This window comes from Motilibacter deserti (assembly GCF_011250635.1).
Lineage (GTDB): Bacteria > Actinomycetota > Actinomycetes > Motilibacterales > Motilibacteraceae > Motilibacter_A > Motilibacter_A deserti.
The window spans coordinates 1-4,504 of record NZ_JAANNP010000128.1 but is presented as its reverse complement, the minus strand read 5'-3'; the positions used below and the strand labels follow the sequence as shown (position 1 = coordinate 4,504).

Here is a 4,504-nt window from a genome sequence, read left to right as displayed (position 1 = left end):
CGCGGGCCGGCCGCTCGAGCAGGTCCTCGGCTGGGCCGAGTTCTGCGGGCTGCGGGTCCGGCTGGAGGCGGGCGTCTTCGTCCCCCGGCGGCGCAGCGAGCACCTCGTGGCCGTCGCGCTGCGCCGGCTCGGTCCCGGCACGGCCGTGCTCGACCTGTGCTGCGGGTCGGGCGCCCTGGGGCTCGCCCTGGCCACCGCGCGTCGAGGGGTCGAGGTGTACGCCGTGGACAGCGACCCGGTGGCCGCCCGCTGCGCGCAGGGCAACCTCGAGCCGGTCGGCGGCACCGTCCTCGTCGGCGACCTCTTCGCCCCGCTCCCACCGCGGCTGTGCGGCCGGCTCGCCGCGATCGTGGCGGTGCCGCCGTACGTCCCCACCGAGGAGATCCGGCTGATGCCCCCTGAGGCGCGCGACCACGAGCCGCGGGGGGCGCTCGACGGGGGCGCGGACGGGCTGGACGTGGCGCGCGCGATCGCGCTGGGGGCCGGTGCCTGGCTCGCCCCGGGCGGCGCGGCGTACGTCGAGGTGGCCGCCCACCAGGCCCCCGCCGCAGCGGCGGCGTTCACCGGGACGGGGCTGCGGGCGGGGGTCGAGCAGGACGAGGAGTCGGGCTCGACCGTCGTCGTGGGACGGCGCGCGTAGCCGCGCACCCGTCACGGGGCGATGCGCAGGCGCTGGATCTTGCCGGCGGGGTCGAAGCCGAAGTCGAAACGCAGGTCCACCGGGCTGCCCGGGAAGTCGCCCGCGACCCGGGCTCGTGCGGCCGCCACGGAGGGGGACGGCTCGAGCTCGAGCACCTCGTACGTCACGTTCGGCACCTCCGAGCGCCACGCCCGCACCTCGTCGATGCCGGCGTACTCCCGGCCGTCGTCCGTCACCTGCACGTCGGGCGCGAACAACGCGAACCACGGCTCGGGGTCGGGGAGCACGGCGAGCCGGAAGTACTCGTGCACCAGGGCGTCGGGAGTGGCGGGACGGGCGGGCGCGGCGCCGGACATCGGTCCTCCAAGAAGCAGCTCGACGGGTGTAGCTTCCAACTTAGCAGTGACTAGCTTCTATGTCAGCAGCGACCGAGTAGGCTGGGGCCGTGCAGCGACTCAGCCTGGCCGACCGTGAATGCCCGCTCTCCCGCACTCTCGACGCAGTCGGGGAGTGGTGGACCCTCCTGCTGCTGCACGACTGCTTCGACGGGTTCACGCGCTTCGACCAGTTCGAGGCCAACCTCGGCATCTCCTCGGGCATGCTGACCAAGCGGCTGAAGACCCTGGTGGACAACGGGATCCTCGAGCGCCGCCAGTACTCCGAGCGCCCCCCGCGCTTCGAGTACGTGCTCACGGATACGGGTCGGTCGCTCCGGCCGGTGATCGTCGCGCTCGCCGCGTGGGGCAACGCGCAGCTGCCTCGGCGCGAGCGGAGCATGATCCTCGTCGACGCCCGCACCGGACGGGAGGTGGAGCCCGTGGTGGTGGACCGCCGGACGGGCAAACCGCTGGACGACCCTGACGCCTACGTCTTCGCGGCCGGGCCCGCTGCGAGTGAGGCGTTCCGGACGAGGTACGACGCGCTGGCGGCAAAGCGGAAGGCCGCGCGATGACCCGCTGCGCGTGGGCCGAGAGCTCGGACCTGATGCGGTCCTACCACGACACCGAGTGGGGCGTCCCGTCGCACGACGACCGCTACCTCTTCGAGCTGCTCACCCTCGAGGGCGCGCAGGCGGGCCTGTCGTGGTCGACGATCCTCGCCAAGCGCGAGCACTACCGCGCCGTGCTCGACGGCTTCGATCCCGAGCGCATCGCCGACTACGACGAGGCCAAGCAGCAGGCGCTCCTCGCCGACCCGGGCATCGTCCGCAACCGGCTCAAGGTGTCCTCGCTGCCCACCAATGCCGCGGCCTTTCTGGCGGTGCAGGCGTCACATGGCAGCTTCGCGTCCTACCTCTGGGGCTGGGTCGACGGGACACCGGTGGTGGGCTCGCCGCGCGGGGTGGAGGAGCTGCAGGTCAGCACCGAGCTGTCCGACCGCATCAGCAAGGACCTCAAGAAGCGCGGGTTCCGCTTCGTCGGCAGCACGATCGTCTACGCCTATCTGCAGGCGGTCGGCGTCGTCGACGACCACGTCGTGAGCTGCGACGCCCGCGGCGTGGGGCGCGGCGACTGAGGCGGGGTCGCGTCGGCCTCCGCAGATTCTTCGCGGTCCCGCGTCATGGATCGGGCGCCAATTCGTTGCGGTTTCGCCCCCCTTCCGGTGAAGGCACAACGTAGGCGCTGCGGAAGTCCCGCCGCAGCAGAACGCCGCGCCCTTTCCCGGTGCGCGGCCCTGCGTCAGGAGGTCCCATGCCAGAGCACCGCACCGACAGCGACGTCCCCCGCGTGATTCCCAGCGAGTCGCCGCGCGGTGGCTCGTACGCGGTCAACGACGGCCTGCCGGGCCACGCCCGCGACCGGTTGGAGGTGCAGCACGAGCGGTTCGGCGGCATCAACTGGGTGCCGGCGTTCTTCGGCTGGCTCTCGGCCAACGGCCTGGCCGTGCTGCTCGTCGCCCTGCTCTCGGCCGCCGGCGTGGCCGTCGGGCTGACCAAGGGGCTCCCAGGGGCGGACGAGGCCGGCGACGTCGCCTCGAGCAACGCCGGCACGATCGGCATCGGGGGCGGCATCGCCGTGCTCGTGCTGTTCGGGATCGCCTACTTCGCCGGTGGCTACGTCGCCGGCCGTATGTCGCGTTTCGACGGCGCGCGGCAGGGTGTCGCCGTCTGGGTGATCGGGCTCGTTGTCGTCGTGCTGCTGGCCCTCGCCGGGGTGGTCTTCGGCGCGAAGTACAACGTGCTCTCGCAGCTGAACCTCCCTCGGATCCCGGTCGACGAGGGGACCGCCACCACCGGCGGCGTCATCGCCCTCGTCGCCGTCCTCCTGGTCACCCTGGCCGCCGCGGTCCTGGGCGGAAAGCTCGGCGAGCGCTACCACCGCAAGGTCGACCGCGCCGCGTACGCCGTCGACTGACGCTGCCGGCGAGGGTAGAACCTCGCTCGTGCTCCTCGCCGCCCTCTCGCCGCGCCGCCGGGCGCTCGTGCTCGCCCTGGCCGGCCTGGTGGTGGTGGCGCTGCTGGCGGGGCTGGCGGCTGCCGTTCGGCCGGGACCGGCGCGACCCGACCAAGCGGTGCCCGGGCCGGTCGTGCTGGTGCCCGGGTACGGCGGCTCCCCCGCCGGCCTGCAGCCGCTCGCGGCCCGGCTGCGGGCCGACGCCCGCCGGGTCGTCGTGCTCGACCTGCCGGACGGCGGCCGCGGGGACCTGCGCGAGCAGGCCGACGCCCTGGACGATGCGGTGGGCCGGCTGGAGTCGGAGGGGGCCTCCAGCGTCGACGTCGTCGGCTACAGCGCCGGCGGCGTCACCGCGCGTCTGTGGGCGAGCGGGCACGACGGCGAGCACCGGGCGCGTCGCATCGTCACGCTCGGCTCGCCGCACCATGGCACGACGGCCGCCGCCGAGGCCGATGCCGCGGTCGGCGGTTGCGGCGGCGCCTGCAGCCAGCTCGCCCCCGGCTCGCGGCTGCTCGCGACGCTGAACGAGGGCGACGAGACCCCGGAGGGGCCGCAGTGGCTGGCCGTGTGGACCGCGGCCGACGCCACCGTGACCCCGCCGGAGTCGGGCCGGCTGGACGGGGCGGTCAACGTGCGGCTGCAGGACGTCTGCCCCGGCCAGGTGTCGCACGGGGAGCTGCCGCGCGACCTCGCCGTCGTCGGCCTCGTCCTGACCGCACTGTCGGCCGAGCCGATCGGCCCGCCGCGCGAGGGGTGCGCGGCGTACCGCGCCCGTGGCCGCGGCTGAGCGACCCTCAGCTCACGACGTCCTTGGTCTGGAAGTGCGCCCAGGACGCGAGCAGCAGCACCCCGACGTACACCGCCTGCAGCGCGAGGCCCCGCTCGATGTCCCGCCACAGCACCGGGTTGCGGAAGAGGTCGACGAAGGCGAGCCAGTAGTGCGTCGGCAGGTACGGCCGCACGGCCCCGGCGGCCTCGAGCAGGTCGAGCACCTGGCTCGTCACGAGCACCGCCAGCGCCCCGAGCGTCGCGGCGAGCGGGGAGTCGGTCAGGGTCGAGAAGAACAGCGCGAACGCGGCGACGCCGAGCATGGACACCGCGACGAAGAGGGCGGCGACCACCATCCGGAGGGCCGCCTCGCGTGGCGTCAGCGGCTCCCCGCCGGACAGCGTCGGCAGCGGCGCGGTGCCGAACAGCCGGGTGCCGACGACGTACGCGATGCCGCCCACCGCGGCGACGGCGACCAGGACGTACACGACGACCGACACGAGCTTCGCGACGAGCAGCCGGGTGCGCCCCACCGGCCGGACGAGCAGGTAGCGCAGGGTCCCCTGCTGCGCCTCGCCCGCGACCGCGTCCCCGGCGACGACCGCCACGGCGATGGGCAGGAAGAGCGGGAGCACGATCGCGAGCGCGGCGGCGGGATAGAGCGCGCCGTTGGTCGTGACCTGGGAGAGGAAGGCCGGGCCGG

General features: G+C 74.3%; 7 protein-coding genes. 5 read left to right on the top strand and 2 right to left on the bottom strand.

Going from position 1 to position 4,504, the window contains the following annotated elements; translation table 11 throughout:
- Positions 1-640: putative protein N(5)-glutamine methyltransferase (locus G9H71_RS21175; protein WP_166284757.1), on the top strand; the 640-nt coding region annotated here is incomplete at its 5' end.
- 11 nt (positions 641-651) lie between these two features.
- Here the strand turns inward: G9H71_RS21175 and G9H71_RS21170 are convergent.
- Entirely contained in the window at positions 652-996 is a 345-nt protein-coding gene (locus G9H71_RS21170) for a nuclear transport factor 2 family protein (RefSeq protein ID WP_166284756.1), read from the bottom strand.
- 89 nt (positions 997-1,085) lie between these two features.
- Here G9H71_RS21170 and G9H71_RS21165 point away from each other — a divergent pair, with 89 nt between their 5' ends.
- The 4 genes from G9H71_RS21165 (at position 1,086) to G9H71_RS21150 (ending at position 3,820) form a co-directional block, all read left to right on the top strand.
- Positions 1,086-1,592 (top strand): winged helix-turn-helix transcriptional regulator, encoded by a 507-nt coding sequence (locus G9H71_RS21165; protein WP_331273175.1) that lies wholly within the window; start codon positions 1,086-1,088, stop codon positions 1,590-1,592.
- Positions 1,589-2,155 carry a DNA-3-methyladenine glycosylase I gene (locus tag G9H71_RS21160; RefSeq protein WP_166284755.1) on the top strand — a complete coding sequence of 189 codons (567 nt, stop codon included), beginning with the start codon at positions 1,589-1,591 and terminating at the stop codon, positions 2,153-2,155. Before G9H71_RS21165 ends, G9H71_RS21160 begins: the two co-directional genes overlap by 4 nt.
- A 176-nt stretch (positions 2,156-2,331) precedes the next feature.
- Complete coding sequence (locus G9H71_RS21155; protein ID WP_166284754.1) at positions 2,332-2,994, top strand: hypothetical protein; 663 nt, start codon at positions 2,332-2,334, stop codon at positions 2,992-2,994.
- A 28-nt stretch (positions 2,995-3,022) separates the two neighbouring features.
- Positions 3,023-3,820 (top strand): esterase/lipase family protein, encoded by a 798-nt coding sequence (locus tag G9H71_RS21150; protein ID WP_166284753.1) that lies wholly within the window; start codon positions 3,023-3,025, stop codon positions 3,818-3,820.
- Positions 3,821-3,827: 7 nt separating this feature from the next.
- On the opposite strand, the gene G9H71_RS21145 is transcribed toward G9H71_RS21150, so the two are convergent.
- Positions 3,828-4,504, bottom strand: a 677-nt coding sequence (locus G9H71_RS21145; protein ID WP_166284752.1) for an ABC transporter permease, incomplete at its 5' end; no start/stop codon positions are given.

Excerpts from the sequence above, each read along its gene's own strand:
- G9H71_RS21155 (WP_166284754.1), top strand. The coding sequence starts at position 2,332 with ATGCCAGAGCACCGCACCGACAGCGACGTCCCCCGCGTGATTCCCAGC.
- G9H71_RS21170 (WP_166284756.1), bottom strand. The coding sequence starts at position 996 with ATGTCCGGCGCCGCGCCCGCCCGTCCCGCCACTCCCGACGCCCTGGTG.
- G9H71_RS21160 (WP_166284755.1), top strand. The coding sequence starts at position 1,589 with ATGACCCGCTGCGCGTGGGCCGAGAGCTCGGACCTGATGCGGTCCTAC.